The sequence below is a fragment of the Pseudomonas phoenicis genome (assembly GCF_047302395.1).
In the GTDB taxonomy this organism is placed as follows: Bacteria; Pseudomonadota; Gammaproteobacteria; order Pseudomonadales; family Pseudomonadaceae; genus Aquipseudomonas.
On sequence record NZ_CP154852.1, the window covers coordinates 80,795 to 102,136 of the forward strand.

General features: G+C 61.3%; 23 protein-coding genes and 1 pseudogene. 16 read left to right on the forward strand and 8 right to left on the reverse strand.

All coding sequences use genetic code 11. The features are described from left to right. The first annotated feature begins 20 nt into the window (after nucleotides 1-20). Nucleotides 21-938: a siderophore-interacting protein gene (locus AA0Z93_RS00395; protein ID WP_413046830.1), complete on the forward strand. Its 918-nt coding sequence runs from the start codon at nucleotides 21-23 to the stop codon at nucleotides 936-938. Between the two features lie 82 nt (nucleotides 939-1,020). On the opposite strand, the gene AA0Z93_RS00400 is transcribed toward AA0Z93_RS00395, so the two are convergent. The 4 genes from AA0Z93_RS00400 to uraH all read right to left on the reverse strand — a co-directional run bounded on the left by AA0Z93_RS00400 (nucleotide 1,021) and on the right by uraH (nucleotide 5,066). Further along, entirely contained in the window at nucleotides 1,021-2,418 is a 1,398-nt protein-coding gene (locus AA0Z93_RS00400) for an aspartate aminotransferase family protein (RefSeq protein ID WP_413046829.1), read from the reverse strand. Nucleotides 2,419-2,553: 135 nt separating this feature from the next. After that, nucleotides 2,554-3,873: an ATP-binding protein gene (locus tag AA0Z93_RS00405; RefSeq protein WP_413046828.1), complete on the reverse strand. Its 1,320-nt coding sequence runs from the start codon at nucleotides 3,871-3,873 to the stop codon at nucleotides 2,554-2,556. Then, on the reverse strand, nucleotides 3,870-4,532 hold the full coding sequence (locus tag AA0Z93_RS00410; RefSeq protein WP_413046827.1) for a response regulator: 663 nt from the start codon (nucleotides 4,530-4,532) through the stop codon (nucleotides 3,870-3,872). Before AA0Z93_RS00410 ends, AA0Z93_RS00405 begins: the two co-directional genes overlap by 4 nt. A 180-nt stretch (nucleotides 4,533-4,712) precedes the next feature. Then, nucleotides 4,713-5,066: a hydroxyisourate hydrolase gene (uraH, locus tag AA0Z93_RS00415; protein ID WP_413046826.1), complete on the reverse strand. Its 354-nt coding sequence runs from the start codon at nucleotides 5,064-5,066 to the stop codon at nucleotides 4,713-4,715. 376 nt (nucleotides 5,067-5,442) lie between these two features. Between uraH and puuE the strand changes: the two genes are divergently transcribed. From puuE to AA0Z93_RS00445, 6 genes are all read left to right on the forward strand, one after another. Next, nucleotides 5,443-6,372, forward strand: a complete 930-nt coding sequence (puuE, locus tag AA0Z93_RS00420) for an allantoinase PuuE (RefSeq protein ID WP_413046825.1) — start codon at nucleotides 5,443-5,445, stop codon at nucleotides 6,370-6,372. Beyond that, nucleotides 6,372-6,887 (forward strand): 2-oxo-4-hydroxy-4-carboxy-5-ureidoimidazoline decarboxylase, encoded by a 516-nt coding sequence (uraD, locus tag AA0Z93_RS00425; protein WP_413046824.1) that lies wholly within the window; start codon nucleotides 6,372-6,374, stop codon nucleotides 6,885-6,887. Before puuE ends, uraD begins: the two co-directional genes overlap by 1 nt. A 113-nt stretch (nucleotides 6,888-7,000) precedes the next feature. Continuing rightward, on the forward strand, nucleotides 7,001-7,504 hold the full coding sequence (locus tag AA0Z93_RS00430; protein ID WP_413048375.1) for an ureidoglycolate lyase: 504 nt from the start codon (nucleotides 7,001-7,003) through the stop codon (nucleotides 7,502-7,504). A 45-nt stretch (nucleotides 7,505-7,549) separates the two neighbouring features. Next, nucleotides 7,550-8,866 (forward strand): urate hydroxylase PuuD, encoded by a 1,317-nt coding sequence (locus tag AA0Z93_RS00435; RefSeq protein WP_413046823.1) that lies wholly within the window; start codon nucleotides 7,550-7,552, stop codon nucleotides 8,864-8,866. Nucleotides 8,867-9,110: 244 nt separating this feature from the next. Beyond that, nucleotides 9,111-10,466 carry a nucleobase:cation symporter-2 family protein gene (locus AA0Z93_RS00440; protein ID WP_413046822.1) on the forward strand — a complete coding sequence of 452 codons (1,356 nt, stop codon included), beginning with the start codon at nucleotides 9,111-9,113 and terminating at the stop codon, nucleotides 10,464-10,466. Nucleotides 10,467-10,871: 405 nt separating this feature from the next. After that, nucleotides 10,872-11,654, forward strand: a complete 783-nt coding sequence (locus AA0Z93_RS00445) for an outer membrane protein OmpK (protein ID WP_413046821.1) — start codon at nucleotides 10,872-10,874, stop codon at nucleotides 11,652-11,654. A gap of 293 nt (nucleotides 11,655-11,947) precedes the next feature. Here AA0Z93_RS00445 and AA0Z93_RS00450 read toward each other — a convergent pair whose 3' ends face one another. Continuing rightward, on the reverse strand, nucleotides 11,948-12,424 hold the full coding sequence (locus tag AA0Z93_RS00450) for a DUF808 family protein (RefSeq protein WP_413048374.1): 477 nt from the start codon (nucleotides 12,422-12,424) through the stop codon (nucleotides 11,948-11,950). A 207-nt stretch (nucleotides 12,425-12,631) separates the two neighbouring features. Then, nucleotides 12,632-13,555, reverse strand: a complete 924-nt coding sequence (locus AA0Z93_RS00455) for a DUF808 domain-containing protein (protein ID WP_154211915.1) — start codon at nucleotides 13,553-13,555, stop codon at nucleotides 12,632-12,634. 250 nt (nucleotides 13,556-13,805) lie between these two features. Between AA0Z93_RS00455 and AA0Z93_RS00460 the strand changes: the two genes are divergently transcribed. Beyond that, nucleotides 13,806-14,330, forward strand: a complete 525-nt coding sequence (locus AA0Z93_RS00460) for a hypothetical protein (protein ID WP_154211916.1) — start codon at nucleotides 13,806-13,808, stop codon at nucleotides 14,328-14,330. Between the two features lie 69 nt (nucleotides 14,331-14,399). Here AA0Z93_RS00460 and AA0Z93_RS00465 read toward each other — a convergent pair whose 3' ends face one another. Next, nucleotides 14,400-14,804 (reverse strand): hypothetical protein, encoded by a 405-nt coding sequence (locus AA0Z93_RS00465; RefSeq protein WP_154211917.1) that lies wholly within the window; start codon nucleotides 14,802-14,804, stop codon nucleotides 14,400-14,402. A gap of 414 nt (nucleotides 14,805-15,218) precedes the next feature. Here AA0Z93_RS00465 and AA0Z93_RS00470 point away from each other — a divergent pair, with 414 nt between their 5' ends. From AA0Z93_RS00470 to AA0Z93_RS00500, 7 genes and pseudogenes are all read left to right on the forward strand, one after another. Further along, nucleotides 15,219-15,836, forward strand: coding sequence for a hypothetical protein (locus tag AA0Z93_RS00470; RefSeq protein ID WP_154211918.1), 618 nt, complete (start codon nucleotides 15,219-15,221; stop codon nucleotides 15,834-15,836). Nucleotides 15,837-15,954: 118 nt separating this feature from the next. After that, nucleotides 15,955-16,779 carry an inositol monophosphatase family protein gene (locus tag AA0Z93_RS00475; RefSeq protein WP_154211919.1) on the forward strand — a complete coding sequence of 275 codons (825 nt, stop codon included), beginning with the start codon at nucleotides 15,955-15,957 and terminating at the stop codon, nucleotides 16,777-16,779. 206 nt (nucleotides 16,780-16,985) lie between these two features. Next, nucleotides 16,986-17,354 carry a hypothetical protein gene (locus AA0Z93_RS00480; protein ID WP_247722131.1) on the forward strand — a complete coding sequence of 123 codons (369 nt, stop codon included), beginning with the start codon at nucleotides 16,986-16,988 and terminating at the stop codon, nucleotides 17,352-17,354. Beyond that, nucleotides 17,355-17,543 (forward strand): type II toxin-antitoxin system Phd/YefM family antitoxin, encoded by a 189-nt coding sequence (locus tag AA0Z93_RS00485; protein ID WP_104886436.1) that lies wholly within the window; start codon nucleotides 17,355-17,357, stop codon nucleotides 17,541-17,543. Nucleotides 17,544-17,688: 145 nt separating this feature from the next. Further along, nucleotides 17,689-18,375, forward strand: coding sequence for a 3'-5' exonuclease (locus tag AA0Z93_RS00490; RefSeq protein WP_154211921.1), 687 nt, complete (start codon nucleotides 17,689-17,691; stop codon nucleotides 18,373-18,375). A 3-nt stretch (nucleotides 18,376-18,378) separates the two neighbouring features. Beyond that, nucleotides 18,379-19,386 (forward strand): metallophosphoesterase, encoded by a 1,008-nt coding sequence (locus AA0Z93_RS00495; RefSeq protein WP_154211922.1) that lies wholly within the window; start codon nucleotides 18,379-18,381, stop codon nucleotides 19,384-19,386. A 476-nt stretch (nucleotides 19,387-19,862) separates the two neighbouring features. Then, nucleotides 19,863-20,502: pseudogene (locus tag AA0Z93_RS00500) on the forward strand (histidine phosphatase family protein). A gap of 25 nt (nucleotides 20,503-20,527) precedes the next feature. Here the strand turns inward: AA0Z93_RS00500 and AA0Z93_RS00505 are convergent. Continuing rightward, nucleotides 20,528-20,761: a hypothetical protein gene (locus AA0Z93_RS00505; RefSeq protein WP_247731952.1), complete on the reverse strand. Its 234-nt coding sequence runs from the start codon at nucleotides 20,759-20,761 to the stop codon at nucleotides 20,528-20,530. Between the two features lie 153 nt (nucleotides 20,762-20,914). Here AA0Z93_RS00505 and AA0Z93_RS00510 point away from each other — a divergent pair, with 153 nt between their 5' ends. Next, nucleotides 20,915-21,331 carry a helix-turn-helix domain-containing protein gene (locus tag AA0Z93_RS00510; RefSeq protein ID WP_154211923.1) on the forward strand — a complete coding sequence of 139 codons (417 nt, stop codon included), beginning with the start codon at nucleotides 20,915-20,917 and terminating at the stop codon, nucleotides 21,329-21,331. The last annotated feature ends 11 nt before the right edge of the window (nucleotides 21,332-21,342 follow it).

The window sequence follows — 21,342 nt, forward strand, 5'->3', positions numbered from 1 at the left end:
CGCCCCACAGGAGCTCTGCCATGTCCACGGCACCCGCGCAGCCGCCCAGCGCCTATCGCGCCTTCGACCTGACCCTCAAGCGCCGCATCGCCCTCAGCCCTTCCCTGCTACGCCTGGTGTTCACCGGCGCCGACGTCGCGCAGATGAACACCCTTGCGCCCGATCAACGGGTCAAGCTGCTGTTTCCCGCCGCCGACGGTTCGCTGCCGACCCTCGACCCGAGCCTGCACTGGAACGAAGCCCGGCGCCGGCTGCCGTCTGTGCAGCAACCGCCGATGCGCACCTACACCCTCCGTTCGCTGGATCGCGGTGCCCTGGAGGTGGCAGTGGATTTCGTCCTGCATGGCGTCAACGGTCCGGCCTCGGCCTGGGCGACCCAGGCCCGCCCCGGCGACTGCCTGCAGATGATCGCACCGAACCTGGCCTTCGTCGGCGATCCGGGCGGTTACGAATGGAAGCCGCCGCAGGGCGTACGACATCTGCTGCTGGTGGGCGACGAAACCGCACTGCCGGCCATTGCGGGCATTCTCGAACAGTTGGCCGATCGAACCAGCTCGGCCCGGATCGAAGCCTTCCTCGAAGTACCGTTGGCCGAGGATTGCCTGCCACTGCGACTGCCGGCCAACGCGCGGTTGCACTGGCTGGCACGCGATACCCTGGCGTGCGCCCAGGGCGAGGCCATGCGCCAGGCGGTGCGCGAGCAGGCCTGGTTGCCCTCGACGCAGGACGTTGGCGAAGGCGAGCTGGAGGACCTCGACGTCGATCGCGAGATTCTCTGGGAACGAGGCAGCGCCAACAGTGGCGTTTTCCACGCGTGGGTGGCCGGGGAGTCGGCCACGGTGATGGACATTCGGCGCTTTCTGATCAAAGAACGGGGCTTGGACCGTGGGTGCCTGAGCTTGATGGGCTACTGGCGTGCCGGGCGGGTACTGGATTGACAGGCCACGCCAGCCTGATCGGCTGCGGGCCGAGCCTGTAGCACGATGAGGCCGGCCTGGCGGCTGGCCTCGTCAAAAAGTTTCAAACCGCCAGCGCGGCGTGCACCGCCTGGGCGAAGCGCTCGGCCACTTCGTCGACTTGCTCGGCGGTGATGATCAGCGGCGGCAGGAAGCGCACCACCGCGCCATGGCGCCCGCCCAGTTCGACGATCAGGCCGCGGCGCAGGCATTCGCGTTGCACCTTCGGCGCCAGCGTGCGGCACACCGGCGGATGACCCTGGGCGTCGGGTGTGCCCTGCGGGTCGACCAGTTCCACACCGAGCATCAGACCGCGACCGCGGATGTCGCCCAGCTGCGGGCAGTCGCGCTGCAACTGGCGCAGGTGGCCGCAGAGGCGCTGGCCCATGGCTTCGGCATGGGCGGCGAGGTCGTGCTCGACTAGGTAGTTCATCACTGCGGACCCTGCCGCCATGGCCATCTGATTGCCGCGGAAGGTGCCGGCATGGGCGCCCGGGCTCCACTGGTCGAGCCACTCGCGGTACACCACCACCGCCAGCGGCAGGCTGCCGCCGATGGCCTTGGACAGGGTCACCACGTCGGGCACGATGCCGGCATGCTCGAAGGCGAACATCTTGCCGGTGCGGGCGAAACCGCTCTGGATCTCGTCGACGATCAGCGCCACGCCATGCTGCGCGGTGATGCGGCGCAAGCCCCGCAGCCATTCGACATCGGCCGGGATCATGCCGCCCTCGCCCTGCACCACCTCGACGATTACCGCCGCGGGCAGTTGCACGCCGGCCTCCGGGTCGCTGAACAGGGTGTCCAGGTAATGCAGGTTGGCGCGCACGCCGGCCTCGCCGCCCAGGCCGAACGGGCAGCGGTAGTCGTAGGGGTACGGCAGGAACTGCACGTTGTTATTGAGCAGCGCGCCCAGGGCTTTTTTCGGGCCCAGGCTGCCCATCAGGCTCAAGGCGCCTTGCGACATGCCATGGTAGGCACCCTGGAAGGCCAGCACGGTGCTGCGGCCCGTGGCGATGCGCACCAGCTTCAGCGCAGCCTCCACCGCGTCGGTGCCGGTAGGACCGCAGAACTGGATCTTCGCTTCGCGGCGCAGGCCTTCGGGCAACAGGCCGAACAGGTCCTGGACGAAGCGGTCCTTGACCGGTGTGGTGAGGTCGAGGGTGTGCAGCGGCAGCTCGTCGCTCAGCACACGCTGGATCGCCTCGATCACCACCGGGTGGTTGTGGCCCAGGGCCAAGGTGCCGGCGCCGGCCAGGCAGTCGATGAACTGGCGGCCTTCGACGTCCTCGACATGGATGCCCCGGGCGCGCTTGAGCGCCAGCGGAATACGCCGTGGATAACTGCGGGCGTTGGACTCCTGCTGTTGCTGGCGCAGCAGCAGGGGCGAGTCGGTGAATTCGTACAAGGCCTGGGGCGCACTGGCCGGCAGGACATGGGCAAGGCTCGAAGCGGTGGACATGGCAAGGCCCTCACAAGCATGGGTTCGATTCCCGCCCAGCCCTGTAACCGGATATGTGCGGGGCAATGCTTGGAGAACGCTTAGACGCCGGGCGGATTTAGCGCCTGGGCGTGGATTTTCGCAGCCGCCGCTCGCTCAGAGGCTACGCGCGGGCAACTGCAAGGAGACGCGCAAGCCGTCTTCGCGACTGTCGAAGCGCAAGCGCCCGGCGCAGCGCTGGACGATCGCCTCGACGATGGCCAGGCCCAGACCGCAACCGTTGCTGTGGCTGTGCCGCCAGAAGCGTTCGGTCAGGCGCTGGAGGTCGTCGACGGCGATGCCCGGGCCATGGTCGCGGACCACGAAGCCGATCTGGTCGTCGATCATGCGCACGTCCAGCTCCACGGGTGCCTGCGCGCCGCCATGGCGCAAGGCATTGTCGAGCAGGTTGCGCAACGCGGTGACGGCCAGGGGGGCGGGCAGGCCCAGGTAGGTGCGCGCCGCGTCGTCGGGCAGGCGCAGGTGGATGCGCTGCTGGTCCGGACCGACATCGTGCATGGCCTGGCGGGCCACCTGCTCGGCGCTGCACTGCACGCCGTCGTCGAACGACAGGCTGCCCTCCACGCGCGCCAGCATCAGCAATTGCTCCAGCGTCCGGTGCAGGCGGTCGGCGCCTTGTTCGGCGTGTTCCAAGGCCTGTTCGCGTACCGCGCCGTCGGTCATGCGCGCTACTTGCAGGTGGGTCTTGATGACGGTCAACGGGCTGCGCAGTTCGTGGGCGGCGTCGTCGGTCAGGCGCCGTTCGCGCTCCAGGGTCTGGGCGATGCGGCGGAACAGCTGGTTCTGGGTCTCGAGCAGCGGTTGCAGCTCGCGGGGCAAACCCTCGACCTGCAACGGCTCGACACTGTCGGCACGGCGCTGGCGCAAGGCGTCGCGCATGCGGTTGAGCGGCGCCAGGCCCTTACCCAGGCCGATCCACAACAGTCCCAGGCTGCCGAGCAGGGCCATCAGCACCGGCGCCGAGGCCACCAGCAGCACCGAACGGTTCAGCGCCTCGCGTTCCTGGCGGCGGTCGGCGGTGGTGATGCGCACGTCGCCGTGGCTGTAGGTGAAGCTGCGCCAGGCGGCGCCGTCGATGGTCTGGTCGTGGAAGCCGGTGCCGCGCTCGTCGAGGCTGGTGTCGTGCTGGTGGTTGCTGGCCAGGATCTCGCCGCGCAGGGAGGTGACCTGGCAGGCCATGCCATCGGGCACGCTGAGCTGGTCGGCGGCGATGTGCGCCTCCTCGCCCTTGACCCCGAGCGGCTGCGGCAACTGGTCGATCAGCCCGGCGACCATGCGCGCCGAGGCGACCAGGCGCTGGTCGAGGGAGAACATCATCTGTTGGCGCAGGTCGCACAGCATCCAGGCCGCAGCCAGCGCCCAGATCAGCACGAACACACTGCCCAGCCCCAGGGACAGCCGCAGACGCAGGCTCATGCGGCTGGCCCCAGGCGGTAACCCAGGCCGCGCACGGTTTCGACGATGCCGCTGCCGAGCTTGCGCCGCAGGTGGTGGATGTGCACGTTCAGGGCATTGCTCTCGACCTCGTCGTTGAAACCGTAGACGCAATCCTTGAGGTGCTCGCTCGACAGCACCCGCCCGGGGTTGTGCAGCAATGCCTGCAGCAGGGCCTGCTCGCGGCGCGACAGATCGACCGGCTCGCCGTGCAGGAAGGCTTCGCAACTGCTTGGGTCGTAGCGCAGCGCGCCGTGCTCGATGAGGTTCACCGCGCGGCCGGCGACGCGGCGCAACAGGGTGTGCAGGCGCGCGGCCAGCTCGCGCAGGTCGAAAGGTTTGAGCAGGTAGTCGTCGGCGCCGGCGTGCAGGCCGTCGACGCGATCGGTGACGGCGTCGCGGGCGGTCAGCACCAGCACCGGCAGGGCTTGGCCCTGCTGGCGCAGGCGGCGCAGCAGGCCCAGACCGTCTTCGTCGGGCAGGCCCAGGTCGAGGATCATCACGTCGAACCGCGCGGTGCGCAGCATGTGCTGCGCGGCGGTGGCGGTGGCGACACGGTCGACGGTCAGGCCCTGGGCGGTGAGGCCGGCGCAGATGCCGCTGGCGATCAGGTCGTCGTCCTCGCAGAGCAGTACGTGCATGGCGGGTATTCCGGTGAAGGGGGTGGCATTGCACAGGGGCTGGATTAAGGGGGAATTATGGCTTGGGCAGCGGACCTTGTGTGCATCTGGCGCAGTGCGCGTTTGACGGGCCAGCCGGCAGACATAAAAAAGCCCGCAGTGTGCGCGGGCAAGTACCTACGAAGAACGATCGTGCGGGTTCTAGCTGCCACGATAGGTCGAATAGCTGTAAGGCGAAATCAACAGCGGCACGTGGTAGTGATCCTGCGCGGCATCGATGCCGAAGCGCAGCACCACCACGTCGAGAAACGCCTGTTCGGGCAGGGGTGTGCCGCGCGCGCGGTAGTAGGCACCGGCAGCGAACTGCAACTGGTAGACGCCGGTACGGTAATCGTCGCCTTCGAGCAGAGGCATGTCGACGCGGCCGTCGCCGTTGGTCACAGCGCTGCGCACCAGCTCCAGGCGTTGGCCTTCGACACGGTACAGCTCCAGGGTGATGGCGCTGCCCGGGCAACCGTGCGCAGCGTCCAGTACGTGTGTGGTCAAGCGTCCCATCGGCGTAGCGCCTCTTGTCGAATGGTTTGGGAGGGATCAGGTCGGCCTCGGTTTGAACGGTGCGCGACGCTGTCTGCGGGAGCCATTAAGGCAGCCGGCTGGAGGATTGTACACAATTTTTTATCCGATTCTCGACATCAGCCGTCATACAGGATCTTCCGCCGGACACAATAAATACGCTGCGCCCCTAGACAATACCTGACCAATCAGGCAACTTTATGCCGCCTGCCCCAACGCCTCTGCCGGGCCGATGCCGGGAAAAAACGGGATTACAAAGGATTTCAAAACTTGTATACAATCAGGCCATCCGATGGTGCGACATCCCGACGCGGGTTCGCCCATCTCCTGCACTGAACGAACAAGAAGGAAGACTGCAGTGAGCGCTGACTACCCCCGCGACCTGATCGGCTACGGCAACAACCCTCCTCACCCGCACTGGCCGGGCAACGCCCGTATCGCGCTGTCGTTCGTCCTCAACTACGAGGAAGGCGGCGAGCGCAACATCCTGCATGGTGACAAGGAGTCCGAATCCTTTCTCTCGGAGATGGTCGCTGCCCAGCCGATCCAGGGTCAGCGCAACCAGAGCATGGAATCGCTCTACGAATACGGCAGCCGCGCCGGCGTATGGCGCCTGCTCAAGCTGTTCCAAGACACCGGCGTGCCGCTGACCGTGTTTGCCGTGGCCATGGCCGCCCAGCGCCATCCGGACGTGATCCGCGCCATGGTGCAGGCCGGCCACGAGATCTGCAGCCACGGCTATCGCTGGATCGACTACCAGAACATGGACGAGGCCCAGGAACGCGAGCACATGCTCGAAGCCATCCGCATCCTCACCGAGCTGAGCGGCGAGCGCCCGCTGGGCTGGTACACCGGCCGCACCAGCCCCAACACTCGCCGCCTGGTGATGGAGGAAGGCGGTTTCCTCTACGACAGCGACACCTACGACGACGACCTGCCCTACTGGGAACGCAACAACCCCACCGACAAGCCGCACCTGGTGATCCCCTACACCCTGGACACCAACGACATGCGCTTCACCCAGGTGCAGGGCTTCAACTGCGGCGAGCAGTTCTACCAGTACCTCAAGGACGCCTTCGACGTGCTCTACGCCGAAGGCGCCGAGGCGCCGAAGATGCTCTCCATCGGCCTGCATTGCCGCCTGGTCGGCCGCCCGGCGCGCATCGCCGCACTCAAGCGCTTCGTCGAATACGCCAAGAGCCATGAACAGGTATGGTTCGCCCGTCGCGTCGACATCGCCCGCCATTGGCACGCCACTCATCCATACGTGAAAGAAGGGCAAGCCTGATGACCGCCTTCAAGACCCTCACCCCGTCGTCTCTGGACCGCGAGGCGTTCATCGCCACCTTCGCCGACATCTACGAGCATTCGCCGTGGGTGGCGCAGCGTGCCTTCGACCAGGGCCGGGTGGCCGAGCTCGACGATGTCGAGACGCTGCACCAACGCATGAGCGACGTGCTGCTCGGCGCCAGCCACGCCGAACAGCTGGCGCTGATCAACGCCCACCCGGATCTGGCCGGCAAAGCGGCCGTGCAAGGCGAGCTGACCGCCTCCAGCACCGCCGAGCAGGCCGGTGCGGGCATTCATCAGTGCACGCCCGAAGAGTTTGCGCGCTTCACCGCGCTCAACGAGGCCTACAAGGCGCGCTTCCGGTTTCCGTTCATCATGGCCGTCAGGGGCAGCGACCGGCACCAGATCCTCGCCGCCTTCGAAACGCGCCTGCACAACGATCCCGACACCGAGTTCCAGCAAGCGCTGGTGCAGATCAACCGCATCGCCCTGCTGCGCCTGTCGCAGCTGTAAGCCGAACGTTCGACACCGTGAAACACCCTGCGGCCCGGTGCGTGAAGCGTCCGCCCCGGCCGCAGGCCAATGCCCTGGCCTTACGACAATCACAAGACAAAGAGAACACAAGCATGCGCACCCTGACGATCGAGCCCCTGACCCAAGAAGCCTTCGCCCCTTTCGGTGACGTGATCGAAACCGATGGCCGCGACCACTTCATGATCAACAACGGCTCGACCAGGCGCTACCACCAGCTCGCCACCGTCGACACCGCCGAACTGGGCGACAAGGCGATCATCAGCATCTTCAGCGCCGAGGCGCTGGAAATGCCGCTGACGATCCGCATGCTCGAACGCCATCCGCGGGGCAGCCAGGCTTTCATTCCGCTGCTCGGCAACCCCTTTCTGATCGTGGTCGCGCCCCTTGGCGATGAACCTGTATCGGGTCTGGTCCGCGCCTTCCGCACCAACGGCAGGCAGGGCATCAATTACCATCGCGGCGTCTGGCACCACCCGGTGCTGACGATCGAAAAGCGGGATGACTTCCTGGTGGTTGATCGCAGTGGTGTAGGCCACAACTGCGATGAGCATTACTTCACCGAGGAGCAATTGATGGTCCTCAGTCCCAACCAATAAGAAAGGGTCGGTCATCGTCCTGGTGACCGGCATGAGGTACATACTGTGGAAGCACACCTTCACGAGTGGCTGAACCTGAGCGTGCGCTGGGTTCACATGATCACGGGTGTCGCCTGGATCGGCGCGTCGTTCTATTTCGTCTGGCTGGAAAACAACCTGGATCGGCGCACGCCCCGCGAGGGGCTGTCGGGCGACCTGTGGGCGATCCATGGTGGCGGCATCTACCACCTGGAGAAGTACAAGCTGGCCCCGCCGAAGATGCCGGACAACCTGCACTGGTTCAAATGGGAGGCCTATTTCACCTGGATGTCGGGCATCGCCCTGCTCTGCGTGGTGTTCTACTGGAACCCGACGTTGTACTTGCTGGCCCCCGGCAGCACGCTGTCGGGCCCCGAGGGCGTGGCCATCGGCGTGGGTTCGCTGATCGCCGGCTGGTTCATCTACGACCTGCTCTGCGATTCGCCGCTGGGCAAGCGCCCGATGCTGCTCGGCGGTGTGCTGTTCGTGCTGATCATCGCCGCCTGCTGGGGCTTCAGCCTGGTGTTCAGCGGCCGTGGCGCGTACCTGCACACCGGCGCGATCATGGGCACCATCATGGTCGGCAACGTGTTCCGCATCATCATGCCGGCGCAACGCCAGCTGGTCGCCGCCATCGAGCAGAACCGCACCCCCGACCCGCTGCTGCCGGCCAAGGGTCTGCTGCGCTCGCGGCACAACAACTACTTCACCCTGCCGGTGCTGTTCATCATGATCAGCAACCACTTCCCGAGCACCTACGGCAGCCAGTACAACTGGCTGATCCTGGCCGGCATCGCCGTGGCCGCCGTGTTGATCCGTCACTACTTCAACACCCGCCACGACAGCCACAAGTACGCCTGGACCTTGCCCGCCGGCGCCCTGGCGATGATCTGCCTGGCCTACGTCACCGCCCCCAAGCCGGCGCCGACCGCCGCAGAGCAGGCCGTGCGCTACCAACCGCTGCCGGCCACCGCCGTCGGTGGCAAGACGGCCGCCGAGCGTCGCGCCGACGAGGCCGAGCAGGCCAAACTGGCTGCGGCCGCACCTGCCCAGGCGCCCGCCGAGACGGCACCGGGCACCAGCGGCAGCGTCGCCCAGGTGCATGACGTGATCCATCAGCGCTGCACCGTGTGCCACTCGGCCACGCCCACCAGCCCGCTGTTCAGCACCGCCCCCGGTGGCGTGCTGTTCGACACGCCGCAGCAGATGCACGCCCAGGCCGCACGCATCCAGGCCCAGGCCGTGGCCAGCCAGATCATGCCGCTGGGCAACATCACGCAGATGACCGCCGAAGAACGCAAGCTGGTCGGCGACTGGATCGCCAAGGGCGCGCCGGTCGAGTGAACGGCACCCGTCACACCTGAACCGTAAGTCCGAGCGACACGCAAGCACCGAGCCCTGCGCTGGGGTCGCAGCCTCCGAGCCACTGTCCGGAGGTTGCGGCCCCCGCGCACCGTCCGCGGTTTGCCAGCCGCCTGCAACAAGCAAGCATCGAGCCGCAGGCTCGCGCGTACAGCCTTCTGACGAAGCTGGCCGCCCGCCGTCTGCCGCTTGGATCCGAGAATAAAAACAAGACTCGAGGTGCTGCATGTCCACGTCCCACAAGGCCGCCGTCCCCCCGGCGCCGCCCCGTCAACCCCTGCCCGCCTTCCAGCTGTTTCTGGTCGGCCTGCAACATGTGCTGCTGATGTATGGCGGCGCGATTGCCGTGCCACTGATCGTCGGCCAGGCGGCTGGGCTGTCCCGCGAAGACGTCGCCTTTCTGATCAACGCCGACCTGCTGGTCGCCGGTGTCGCCACGATCGTGCAGTCGCTGGGCATCGGTGCGGTCGGCATCCGCATGCCGGTGATGATGGGCGCCAGTTTCGCCGCGGTCGGCAGCATGGTGGCCATGGCCGGCATGCCCGGCGTCGGCTTGCAGGGCATCTTCGGCGCGACGATTGCCGCCGGCGCGTTCGGCCTGCTGATCGCACCCTTCATGTCCAAGGTGGTGCGCTTCTTCCCGCCACTGGTCACCGGCACGGTCATCACCTCCATCGGCCTGTCGCTGTTCCCGGTGGCGGTGAACTGGGCCGGTGGCGGCCAGCAGGCCGAGACCTTCGGCTCGCCGCTGTACCTGATGGTGGCCGGCCTGGTGCTGGCGATCATCCTGCTGATCCACCGTTTCATGCGCGGCTTCTGGGTCAACGTTTCGGTGCTGGTGGGCATGGGCCTGGGTTATGTGCTGGCCGGCAGCCTGGGCATGGTCGACCTGTCCGGGTTGGCGCAGGCGCCGTGGCTGCAGATGGTGACGCCGCTGCACTTCGGCCTGCCGACCTTCAGCCTCGCGCCGATCCTGTCGATGTGCCTGGTGGTGGTGATCATCTTCGTCGAGTCCACCGGCATGTTCCTGGCACTGGGCCAGGTCACCGACCGCGAGGTCACGCCCGGCATGCTGCGCCGCGGCCTGTTGTGCGATGCCGGCGCCTCGCTGGTGGCCGGGCTGTTCAACACCTTCACCCACTCCTCGTTCGCGCAGAACATCGGCCTGGTGCAGATGACCGGCGTGCGCTGCCGTTACGTCACGGTGATGGCCGGGGCGCTGTTGATCGGTCTCAGCCTGCTGCCCAAGGCCGCCTACCTGATCGCCTCGATTCCGCCGGCGGTGCTGGGCGGCGCGTCGATCGCCATGTTCGGCATGGTCACCGCCACCGGTATCAAAATCCTGCAAGAGGCCGACATCGCCGATCGGCGCAATCAGCTGTTGGTGGCGGTGAGCATCGGTTTTGGGTTGATTCCGGTGGTGCGCCCCGACTTCTTCGCGCAACTGCCGGCCTGGATGGCGCCCATCACCCACAGTGGCATCGCCATGGCCACGCTCAGCGCGCTGTTGCTGAACGTGTTGTTCAACATCCTCGGCGGCGCCGGCCGCAGCGCGCAGCGCGAGGCCTGCCACCACCCCTGAAGCCAGGGTTGCGGCTGGCCTGGCGCGGCCGGCTAGGCGCCAGGCCGGCCGCAACAACCTGACCGAACGATCAGTCGTTCGCTTTCGCGTGCCAGGACGGCGCGCTTGAGGGTCCACGCGCAAGCCAGTAATCTGCGCGCCCCTCGAACAGGACGGTACGGATTTCGTCCGCCTCGCTCACCGGTTGCCTAGCGTAGCGGCACGACGGAGCGACGCCTGCGACCGCACCTTGAGCCCCCTCTTCATCCGTGCCCGAACGGCACCGAGCAGCGGGCGACGCGCCATCCCGACCCGATGCCGCGCCGTGTGCGATGAAGTGCGGCCCGTGGCTGCGAGTTGACTTGAAAGACAAGAAACGGCGCCAGCCGAGCGCCGCTACACGACCCAACAGGAGCGACATCCACCATGCGTACCCTCAACAGCCTGATCCTTGCCGGCGGCTTGCTGACCTGCGGCGCCAGCGTCGCCGGTGACCTGCTGCAGTGGCAGAGCAACAGCCTCACCTACCTGTGGGGCAAGAACTTCAAGGTCAACCCCGACACCCAGCAGACCTTCACCTTCGAGCACGCCGACGGCTGGAAATACGGCGACAACTTCTTCTTCATCGACCGCATCTTCTACCAGGGCAAGAAGGACGCCAACGTCGGGCCCAACACCTACTACGGCGAATTCACCCCGCGCCTGTCGTTCGGCAAGATCTTCGACCAGGACCTGTCGTTCGGCCCGGTCAAGGACGTGCTGCTGGCCATGACCTACGAGTTCGGCGAGGGCGACAGCGAGTCGTACCTGATCGGCCCGGGTTTCGACCTGGCGGTGCCGGGCTTCGACTACTTCCAGGTGAACTTCTACCAGCGCACCACCGATGGCAGCCGGCCGGGCGACGACGTCTGGCAGATCACCCCGGTGTGGGCCTACACCTTGCCGCTGGGCTCGTCCAACCTGCTGATCGACGGTTACATGGACTGGGTGGTGGACAACGACGAGAACCGCCGCGGCACCTACCATGCCAACCTGCACTTCAACCCGCAGATCAAGTACGACCTGGGCAAAGCGCTCAAGCTCGGCGAGAAGCAGCTGTATGTGGGCGTGGAGTACGACTACTGGAAGAACAAGTACGGCATCAAGGATTCGGACGGCTTCACCACCGACCAGAACACCGCCAGCTTGTTGGTGAAAGTGCACTTCTGAGGGCGGGCAGGCGCCCGATCGGAGTTCGCTCCGTGGGCAAGCGCACACGCTCAATACCGTGACCGGCGGGCCTGACCCGCTTGTACCGCGCCTCGGTTGGCCGCCTGCAGGTCGGTCGAGGCTCATCGGGCCTGTGCAGACGGTCCGGGCCTGCCTGGCCGGGCCTGCCTGGCCGAGCTTGGCTCGGTACTGTGATCACAACGCTGGGCGGGTCAGACCCGCTCGCGCCGCGCTTCAGTTGCCCGCCCATGGGGCGGTCGAACCTGCTCAGGCCTGTGCGCGAGGCTCGAGCCTCACTTGGCCGGTTCTTCCTTGCGGACCGTGCCCACGACCTTGCCGACACCGCCCACCACCACGGCGGCGAGCATCCCGGCGATGGCACCGATCACGCCATAGGCGAACATCTTCGCCACCACCGCCCAGCCACCCAGATCGCCCACCAGCGTCTCCAGGAAATGCTCGATCGGCTGGATGCCTTCGGCCACGAAGGTGCCGCCGACCAAGAACATCGCCACCGTGCCGATCCACGACAGCGCCTTCATCAGCACCGGCGCCGAGGCCACCAGCGCGCCGCCGATCTTCTTCAGCACGGTGCCTTTGGTCTTGAGCAGCTTGAAGCCCACATCGTCCATTCTGACGATGCCGGCGACCGCACCATAGACGCCGGCCGTCATGGCGATGGAAATGACGATCAGGGTGACGATCTGCTGCATCAGCGGCGCGGCCGCCACCACGTTCAAGGTGATGACGGTGATTTCCGCGCTGAGGATTTTTTAACTACCCCTATCCTGCACAATACGGCGATTCACTGGGCCTAGCTGCCCAATGTAGGCTTGTGCATCGCCTGATTCTGCACAACACAAGCCCATTCCATCTAGAAAAAACACCCGACGGCGGTGGGGAAATCCCCGTCAGGGTCACCGCAATGGGAGATTTTCTGTAAATTGACGAAGGTGCTATACGACAGCCTGTGACATTCAATTTCTCTTGGCTGTCTCCACGCCCCACGAAAGCGCCCGCATCGCAACTGCAGCGACCATCCCAGCTAAAGCCCCAACCACACCATATGCTCCTATCTTCACAACAGGCGCCCATCCTTCAAAGGAGCTCGTGGTAGCTTCAATGAGGTGCTCGATTGGGTGAATACCTTCTGCCACAAAGGTGCCGCCAACAAGGAACATCGCGACAGTCCCAATCCACGACAGTGCCTTCATAAGAACTGGGGCTGACGCCACCAATACACCGCCAACTTTCCTCAAAACCGCTCCGGTGCCACCGTCAGATTTAGAATTGAGCAAAGCAAGACCAGCGTCATCCAACCTGACAATTCCCGCAACCAGCCCATACACGCCAACAGTCATAGCCAATGAAATTACAATCAGCGTCACAATCTGTTGTAGCAAAGGGGCAGACGACACAACATTCAAAGTTATAACTGTAATTTCCGCGCTCAATATAAAGTCCGTCCGGATAGCCCCCTTAACTTTACGCCTTTCGTAAGCTGCCAGCTCCTCCTTAGTTTTAGGCGCAGACTTGGCCTCGCTTGCACCGGACTCGTGACCACTTTGAAATAGCTTCTCCTTAATAGCTTCGAACCCTTCATAGCAAAGGTATACTCCTCCTGCCATTAGCAGCCACTTCACTGACCAAGGGAGGAACGCGCTAAGCAATAGCGCACAAGGCACCAAAATCGCCTTATTAAGGAGTGATCCTTTGAACACAGCCCAGACCACAGGGAGCTCACGATCTGCTTTGACGCCTGTAACTTGCTCAGCATTGACTGCTAAGTCGTCACTCAGCACGCTGGCCGACTTCTTGGCCGCGACCTTACTCATCAAAGAGATATCATCTAGCAGAGCCGCGATATCATCCAACAAAGCAAAAAAACTGCTGCCAGCCATTCCATTCACCCTTAGTAGATTCTTACAAACCCATCGTCCATAAGCGCCTGACCTCCCAGACTTGCTCGCAGGACTATCACGATGGCAAACAAGATGGCATACAGACCTGCTGGTGGCAAAACAGTTCTGCCTTGGTCACCCACCTTTCTTCGACGGCGGCCATCTCGCATCACCTGTTGCACTGAAATTCATAGCTGCCGAGCCCACCGGGTGGTAGCCTGCCGACAGCAAATGGCTGACGGGCTCCTTCATGTTTTTAAGACAAATCACTCAGTGGCTCTTCCCTGACAAACGGACACAGCGAGAGAAGGATCAGGAGCGAGAGTTCATTGAGGCAATTAACAACCTCAAGACTTTGTCGGTGAACGAACGCAGCATGTCAATCGACCCTGAAGAAATTCGCGATATCGTCATAGCCTCCCGCGAAAAACTGAAGCACTTGGTCAGTAAACAGCACAAAGTAACAACCGCACCAATTGCTAGCCCACTCGAAAACTTCCACCACAATCTTCATGACGGCCTAGATGCTATCCAACATGTAAGCTGGCGGCGATTAGCTGACGGTTCTTCAGTGCAGTATGTATGCCTGCAGTCCCTCACCACTGGCTTGTATTCAGTTGCGTTTGCGAGCTTATTCAGTGTTGATAGCGAGAACCTGCCACCCTGGCTTGACGCAAACATAAGTAAGCAAGTCGCTACTGCGCTGAAGACGTCCAAGCTTTACTGGTATGGAAACCTCAAGGAAGCAATGGATGCCTGGGATCGAGAGCTGTAGAGCTCGGCATGTTCAACAGATTTTGGCAGCTTGAAGCACGAATTTCAGGCATCATGCATTCCAAAAAAATCATTCATTTGATCGGTTGGATATCGCAGCAATGTGTGCTTCTAGATGCTGAACCTCAGCAGCCCACTCAAGCAAAAAATTCTTCCAGTCATTGGCGTAGAACCCTTCCACCAGTCGAGTTGATCCTGAGCTCGCTTGGAGAAAACGTTCACGCCAAGGCTGTTGAATGTCAGACTCACGGACTATTTCTTTGCCGGAGGAACTGCGTCGAGTAGGCACGCTGAGGCTAACAATATCAAGCGTCAGTGCTGGTTCAAATACAGCGTCGTTATGTTCCTCGATAGAAATGCGTTCGAGAATCGCCACCAAAGGAACTGCTTCAGGATGGCCAGGTTTAAGTGAAGCGAGCTTCCAGAGCGCTTGACGCCTTGTTAATTCTCGGGCGCGGACTTTTTCCTCACTCATCTCATTTTCCCTAGGCCATCAATGATACGTGTACAAGTAGTGCAGCGTACCACCAAGGCGAACCTCTGTCGTAGAGCGGGCCGCTCTTTGCGAGTCACGGCCCTGCATGCGTCCATCTCCCCGCATGACCGCACCTCCGCCTACGACGCCCACCAGCTTATCCCTAAACCACCTCCCCCCCGACGTCGCAGCATATCCGAGCCCGGATGCAACTTTTGAGTATGTTCTCTGCATACCGTTTATATGTGCTGGACAACCCCCACTTTCATCGTGCTAGCATTGGCAAATCGGTCAGCCTGGATCGAGCGGTCGGCGCGCATAGATAACTCACAGGTCATTCACCTGCATTTCGCAGTTCATCTGACATAAGTCCTTGCGGACAGCCGGCACCGCTTCGAACCATGGAGGATGACCATGCAAATTTCCCTGTTCGCTGCTGACTTCGTGTCGGGCAAAGGTATTTTACGGCTAGCTAGATGTCTTCAACGCGACTGGCCAGGCAACAAAAAAATTAAGCTTTCCGCTGCCCAAAATTTGATGAGCCGATGCCTTGGCTACGTAGACCTTCATGACGCCCGTAAGAGCATCGATAAAGATGATCTCCAGTTTGTATCATTAGAAGAAATCAAAGCGCAAAGCCTTCGCGTCATTGATGCTATGCTCAACAACACGTGCCCCGGTCAGAATATCGACTATGCGGCACTGAATGATCAGATCGAAAAATGGCCCTTTAAGCATCTTGCAATTTACAAGATACTTGACGCACCACCTCCCACCGAAGTATGCAAAAAAACCATTCAAAGTAAGGCTTTTGAGCTTACGACCCTATACATCAACAACTACGACAGCGTTATCTCTCGAGTCCAGAAAGCATTAGGGCATATTCCAGTTGAGACAACAAATTATTACATGAAGCACGCTATTGGGCATTGTCGGAACGACCTTAGCCCTAATCGAGTCGAAATCCCTATCGAAACCGGTGAGTGTCTGACATGTGGGCATAGCACCATCAGCACACCTCAGAAGCCGTAGCATTTCAGGCAAGTAAGCGCGCTCCGCTCAGCCTCGAGGCAGCTCGCCCGCCGAGCAGCAGCGCGCCCGAATGATCAGGGGGGAAACGGCCTCTTCCCTTCTGTTGCCGGGAGTGAACATGACAATAGTGGATGTGAAGCAGATCCTGCCCCTTGTCATCACCGCAGTCGAGCGTGCTGGGATTCTGTTAGCGCAGGAATATGTCCGACCGGACGGTCGACGCGGCTCAGGGAGCAAAGCAGATGTCGATGCTGAAATAGAACAGGTGCTGCGCTCGGAGCTTTTGAACATCTTGCCCTGCGACTTTTGGGGCGAGGAAACTGGCCATGTGCTCTCCGGTCATCGCTTCTGCTGGGTCGTCGATCCCAATGATGGAACCAGTGATTTCCTGAGAGGGCTGAAGGGATCAGCGCTGTCGATTGGCTTGCTAGAGGCGAAGGTGCCTGTACTTGGAGTAGTACACGCTCCGGTCACTCCGGAAGGAAAATCGGATTGCATCGCTTGGGCGAGGGGTATGGATCATTTGCTCCGAAATGGATTACCTGTGCGCCTGGATCTTTCCACTCAACAGCTTTCCAAATCTAGCCTGGTGATGGTCAGTACCTCAGCTGATAAAAAACCTCAAACCAATGCAGATTTATGTGCTCCTGGTGGTTTTCATCCGATGCCCTCCATTGCATACAGACTGGCCAGAGTGGCAACTGGGGAGGGGATCTGCGGAGTATCGCTTTACCCCGTTTCAGCTCACGACGTCGTAGCTGGTCATGCGCTGCTGATTGGTGCCAATGGTGTGCTCGTTGATGAGCATGGAGCTCAGATCAGCTACACGGACGAGGCAGAAATGCATCGAGTATCTAACCGGTGTTTTGGCGGAGCGCCTAGTGCTTGCGCTGAGCTTGCGGAGAGAGATTGGGAGAGAGTCTTCGCGGATGATTCTGGCTGATCATCAGTTCCATTTCGTGGCGTGTCCCGGGGGAGCGGCTGTCGTAAACCGAGCCCCTTCAGATCTCGGCCCGCTGGGCTTCCATCCTCACGCCTTCGCCATCCTGGCTGCGCGCTCCGCTTGCTTCTTGCCCGACATTACAACCCCGATAAGAATTGTCCTTCGTGCGAGCTTTGAACATGACCCAAAACATAACGTCCGTGCCCGTGCTTGAGATCGAACAATTCAGGGCTCGGTATCCACGACTATTTTCTGATCCTGGTGTGGATGACATCTACTGCAGCCCCGGATGGCGCGAGATCCTCTATGCCCTGTGCCACACGCTCCAAGCCCATCTGGATCGGCATCCAGAGGTGCCGCAGGTCGTGGTGGCCCAGGTGAAATCGAAGTTCGGTGAGCTGCATTTTTTCTACGACGGTGGCGACGCTTACTGCCAAGGTGCCGTGGCTGTAGCTGAGGAGCTGTCACTGAAGACGTGCGAGCAGTGTGGCGCGCCGGGGCAGCAAGTGAGCGGACGCTGGGTTCACACGCTCTGCCCACGACATGCTGGCAGCGGAAATCCAGGAGCTGCGTAGATGGTGACCGTCATCCCGATGAGCCAAGCCCGCAGGCGCCTGAGGCGAATCGTTGCACTTGTTGCCAAAGGCCACGTGTTTGTTGTGACCAAGAACGGCAAACCATTAGCGACGATAGAGGCGCCTGAGGAGTCAGAACAGCAAGCGGTGAAATCGGGACACTCGGACAGCTCGAAGCACCATGAGTAGGCATTTCCATGGCAGAAGTACATTTGTACTCCGCGCTAGGAACTCATACCTAGCAGGGCGGCGCACAGGAATACCTGCGAGCGAGTAGCACATTCAGCTCTTCGACTCCGCTTCGAATGAACGAAGGCTTCTGGGAAGGATGAACATGCAGATCAAAAAACCACAGCACCTCCAGGCACTCCGCGAGCTGCTGGCAGGCACCCGATATCTCCTTTGCGTAGATCTCGAAGCCACGTGCGACGAGTACCCTACAGGCCTGACCGATGAGCTAAAGCCGGAACACAAGCTTGCTGTAAGTCGTCACGAGATGGAGACAATCGAAGTCGGAGCTGTAGTTCTAGATCTGCATCGGGATTGCAAGATCGTCAGCGAGTACACCAGCTTCGTGCGCCCAGTGCTGAATCCGATTCTTACCGACTTTTGCAAGAGACTGACCACGATTGATCAAGCCGACGTCGACGGCGCAGATTCATACGACAAGGTTCGCCAGAAGCTGGATGACTACCTGAGTCCGTTTAAGACCGAAGGGCTGATTTGGTGCTCCTGGGGTGATTACGATGCCAAGCAGTTGGCAATGGATGCAGTACGGAATCGCTGCGAACCGATGCTGGCCGACCTTAGCCACACCAATGCTAAGAAATGGCACTGGAAAATACTAAGCTGCCGTGCATTGGCTCTCCGGCTTGCAGTTGAGGGCTGGGGCATCGAATGGTCTGGTCAGTACCATAGAGGGATCGACGACGCTCGAAACCTAGGGGCGCTAATGGGTGAGATCCTGCGTGCACAAGGTAAAATATCCGAGTCTTCCAGGCCGGCTCAGGAGCGTCTGTAGCGTATGCCTCATTTGCTAAAACTCCCTCAAAATCGGGCTGGCCGTGACTTCATTGTTGGTGACATCCACTTCAAAACACGAGAGCTCCATAGAGGCCTCAAGGCGCTCGGTTTCGACCAATCCGTCGACCGGCTGATTGCAGTTGGAGATCTCATCGACCGTGGCCCAGGCATGCTCGACGCACTGAAACTATTGGGCGAACCGTGGTTCTTCACGGTGAAGGGCAATCACGAGCAGATGCTCATCGACGCCTATCGAGCTAGCCCTCACCTACCCTACTCCGCTCATGGAGCGCGCTGGTGGCTCACGATTGATGACGAATCCAAGCCCATGATCGTCGACAAGCTGGATAGCTTGCCGATGGCTATCGAGGTGGAGACAGCTCAAGGCGTGGTAGGTGTGGTTCACGCTGACGTGCCCGTGGGATTGGCCTGGGATGATTTCACCCTGAGTCTCGCAAACCCACAGATTCAGGATGTGGCCTTGTGGGGCCGCGAGCGGATCAAAAAGCATCATCGAAGTGGTGTGCGGGGGGCATGGCGTGTCTGTATCGGGCACACATGGATTCCGAATGCCCTACGTCTGGGCAATGTCCTTGCCTTGGACGTAACCGGCGGTGGTGAGGGTTCCTTGGCAATCTATTCGGTGCAGGAAGACACCATCTATGTCGATGGCGAGCCGGCCAATCTTGACCAGGCCGCTCGCCTCGGTGAACGGCTAAACGAGCTCGAGCAGTCCCTGACCTCACTCAAAACCTTGGTGCATGCGAACAAGCTTATTGAGTCGCAGATCGCCAGCCGCGAAGCCGAAGACAAGGTGAAGCTGATCAGTTCAGCCTGGCTGAACATGGCTGACGAGATCTCAGCTACTCAGCAGTTGATGAATGCGCTACATGGACTCAGCCTTCTATCCAGCGAGTACCGCTCTGCCAAGCTTGAGGAGCTGCAAACGCGATACGCTGGCACACCCACAGGCGAGCTGCTCCGTCGTCTGTTTGGCACCGAGAACTAGCTGATTTCGTCGCCGGGTTAAATCCGCAAAAAAATCCGAAAAATCGGACGTACTTCCCTCTGAAGCCCGGGAATCGCAAAGGCTGTGAGACTTAGAAAATCCGCAACAAGGTGAGCCTTGCCCTGACTTTCGCCCCACTGCCCACCGAACCTCACTCACCTGCACCGGCTAATGACCTTTCTCAGCGGGGCCACCCAATGCCTGAAGCTGGTAATCAGTAACCGCTTGAAACCGGTGCTCAGCCATCAGCCTGAGACGCTCCAGCTCTGGCCCTGATATCCCTTCCGATTGTGCTTGGTGGTATCGCTTCAGAGCTTCAACCGCATCCGTGTACATGGGATGATCCGGAGGAAGCAATTTGCTCAGGTCTCTGTCCACTGCCCCACCTCAAACTCAATGATCGACACGATGCTCTGGCTGCCTCAGATGCAAGGAAGCAGGCTAGTGTTAGAACCCCATGACAAGGACGATAGCTGATGAAACGTGTACGGCTGATTCGGCACGGCCAGAGTGCAGCAAACGCGGGGCAAGCCAGTCGAGATCATGCAAGCATTCCTCTCACGCCTTGGGGCCTGGAACAAGCTCGGATGATCGCCGGATCATTTTCCGTGGCACCTGACCTGATCGTCGCATCTCCCTTCGCACGAGCGCAGGCCACCGCTCAGGCAACTGCCACGACCTTCCCCGGGACACCGTTTGAGACATGGGCTGTCGAAGAGTTTACCTACCTTGCACCCGAGCGCTGTGTCGATACGACTGTGGCCCAGAGGAAGGGCTGGGTAGATGCATACTGGCTGAAGTCCGACCCCGCCTATCGCGACGGCGCCGGCGCGGAGTCATTCCATGATTTTGTTGCCCGAGCCAGCTTTTTTGGATCGGCTTGAGCAGCATCCAGCCGGTGACATCGTCATGTTTTCTCATGGGCAATATTTGAACGCAGTCGCCTGGCTGCTGGAGAAGAAGCCTCGAGTTCTGGATGGCCAGGCGATGGATGGCCAGGCGATGGCCGATTGGCGTGCTTACGAGATCGCAAACCACATCCAGAACGCTGGAGGCTTCTCTCTATCACGAAGCGCTGGCGATGCAGTATGGGCGCTCGGTACACGCGATCACTGAAGCACTAGATTGGCTTTCATTTCGCTCACGTTGGAATTGGCAGACTGGAGTCGATGACGACGACTTGATGCTTTTCGGCACCTGGGTCATCGGGCTCCCCTTGGAACCAGGTCAGGGACTCATAGCCCATGATCCGCCCTTCGCGCACGACGTCTGGGTAACACGCAACGGCGTCTTCCAGTGCTGAGCAGTCAGATCGCGGAATCAAAACTGGTAGGTCAGGGTCGTACTTGCGGAGCTCTTCGATCAACTCGCCCACATTCACATTCTTGTCCTCGAGTAACGGCCCAGTGGAGGCCAATGGCGACGTCAATCAAGGTATACGCAAGGGCGTCCACTTTATCCAGCCGTGATAGGCTTTATGCTCACTACGTAGCCTTCTACCGAGATAGCCAATCCCCGAGACTGAAGCATGACGCTCAAAGCCTCCTTCGCCAGCGTGCTTCGTGCACTGCGCAGCAAGCGCAATATCACCCAGAGAGACTTCTCTGACACCACCAGCCGCACATACCTTTCGAAGCTTGAGCTTGGTAAATCGAGCATCACCCTGGACAAGCTCGAGCAGGTGAGTGAGCGCCTTGGGCTTAGCCCATTGACACTCATGACTCTCACACTGAGTGAAGATACAGGTGAGCCGGCAAACGACTTGATCTCGAAGCTGAGCGCAGAGCTTGCAGACCTGCAGCGAAATGGAGGTCTAACAGGTCTGAAATTTACGGTGAGCATCCCACAGGAAGCCGGCGCCCGAGCTGGTCGTCGAAGCCGTCGAGGTGCAAGGGAAGCTGTAATGCCAAACTCGTTGCAAACCGAGTTGGCATTCCTAGACTGAGCATCGGCTTC

Excerpts from the sequence above, each read along its gene's own strand:
- AA0Z93_RS00410 (WP_413046827.1), bottom strand. The coding sequence starts at position 4,532 with ATGCACGTACTGCTCTGCGAGGACGACGACCTGATCGCCAGCGGCATC.
- AA0Z93_RS00430 (WP_413048375.1), top strand. The coding sequence starts at position 7,001 with ATGCGCACCCTGACGATCGAGCCCCTGACCCAAGAAGCCTTCGCCCCT.
- AA0Z93_RS00460 (WP_154211916.1), top strand. The coding sequence starts at position 13,806 with ATGTTTTTAAGACAAATCACTCAGTGGCTCTTCCCTGACAAACGGACA.
- uraH (WP_413046826.1), bottom strand. The coding sequence starts at position 5,066 with ATGGGACGCTTGACCACACACGTACTGGACGCTGCGCACGGTTGCCCG.
- AA0Z93_RS00495 (WP_154211922.1), top strand. The coding sequence starts at position 18,379 with ATGCCTCATTTGCTAAAACTCCCTCAAAATCGGGCTGGCCGTGACTTC.
- AA0Z93_RS00485 (WP_104886436.1), top strand. The coding sequence starts at position 17,355 with ATGGTGACCGTCATCCCGATGAGCCAAGCCCGCAGGCGCCTGAGGCGA.
- AA0Z93_RS00510 (WP_154211923.1), top strand. The coding sequence starts at position 20,915 with ATGACGCTCAAAGCCTCCTTCGCCAGCGTGCTTCGTGCACTGCGCAGC.
- AA0Z93_RS00400 (WP_413046829.1), bottom strand. The coding sequence starts at position 2,418 with ATGTCCACCGCTTCGAGCCTTGCCCATGTCCTGCCGGCCAGTGCGCCC.
- AA0Z93_RS00475 (WP_154211919.1), top strand. The coding sequence starts at position 15,955 with ATGACAATAGTGGATGTGAAGCAGATCCTGCCCCTTGTCATCACCGCA.
- AA0Z93_RS00455 (WP_154211915.1), bottom strand. The coding sequence starts at position 13,555 with ATGGCTGGCAGCAGTTTTTTTGCTTTGTTGGATGATATCGCGGCTCTG.
- AA0Z93_RS00490 (WP_154211921.1), top strand. The coding sequence starts at position 17,689 with ATGCAGATCAAAAAACCACAGCACCTCCAGGCACTCCGCGAGCTGCTG.
- AA0Z93_RS00445 (WP_413046821.1), top strand. The coding sequence starts at position 10,872 with ATGCGTACCCTCAACAGCCTGATCCTTGCCGGCGGCTTGCTGACCTGC.
- AA0Z93_RS00440 (WP_413046822.1), top strand. The coding sequence starts at position 9,111 with ATGTCCACGTCCCACAAGGCCGCCGTCCCCCCGGCGCCGCCCCGTCAA.
- AA0Z93_RS00395 (WP_413046830.1), top strand. The coding sequence starts at position 21 with ATGTCCACGGCACCCGCGCAGCCGCCCAGCGCCTATCGCGCCTTCGAC.
- AA0Z93_RS00405 (WP_413046828.1), bottom strand. The coding sequence starts at position 3,873 with ATGAGCCTGCGTCTGCGGCTGTCCCTGGGGCTGGGCAGTGTGTTCGTG.
- AA0Z93_RS00465 (WP_154211917.1), bottom strand. The coding sequence starts at position 14,804 with ATGAGTGAGGAAAAAGTCCGCGCCCGAGAATTAACAAGGCGTCAAGCG.
- uraD (WP_413046824.1), top strand. The coding sequence starts at position 6,372 with ATGACCGCCTTCAAGACCCTCACCCCGTCGTCTCTGGACCGCGAGGCG.
- AA0Z93_RS00470 (WP_154211918.1), top strand. The coding sequence starts at position 15,219 with ATGCAAATTTCCCTGTTCGCTGCTGACTTCGTGTCGGGCAAAGGTATT.